Annotated in this window: 1 protein-coding gene; it reads left to right on the top strand. The window is 66.3% G+C overall.

Features of this window, described 5'->3' with window-relative positions; genetic code table 11:
* Window positions 1–105: 105 nt before the first annotated feature.
* On the top strand, window positions 106–332 hold a 227-nt coding region (locus AYK65_RS30990), incomplete at its 3' end, for a transposase (protein ID WP_244560163.1).

A 332-nucleotide genomic window follows, 5' to 3' on the forward strand; every position in this document is an offset into this window, starting at 1 on the left:
TCCTCCTGCGCCATGGGCGGATCTACGAAGGCGGCGGCCATTGGAGATTGGCGCACCGGCGCTGGCTTGCCCGCCAGAGCTTCGAGCATACGGCGCAGCAGATCGGTGTTCCAGGAGAAGATCGACGCGATCGAGGACGCGGCTCAGCGGCTACGCCGCCTGTACGAACAGTTGCGCGCCATTGTGCCAACCTGGTCCATGGCCCCGCTCGTCGAGGCCTATCAGGCGATGCGCGGCGCCTCGTTCTTGGTCGCGGTGATCTTCGCGGCCGAGATTGGGGATGTGCGCCGCTTCGATAGTCCGCCGCCGTTGATGGCCTTCCTCGGCCTGGT

Source organism: Ensifer aridi, from assembly GCF_002078505.1.
In the GTDB taxonomy this organism is placed as follows: domain Bacteria; phylum Pseudomonadota; class Alphaproteobacteria; order Rhizobiales; family Rhizobiaceae; genus Sinorhizobium; species Sinorhizobium aridi.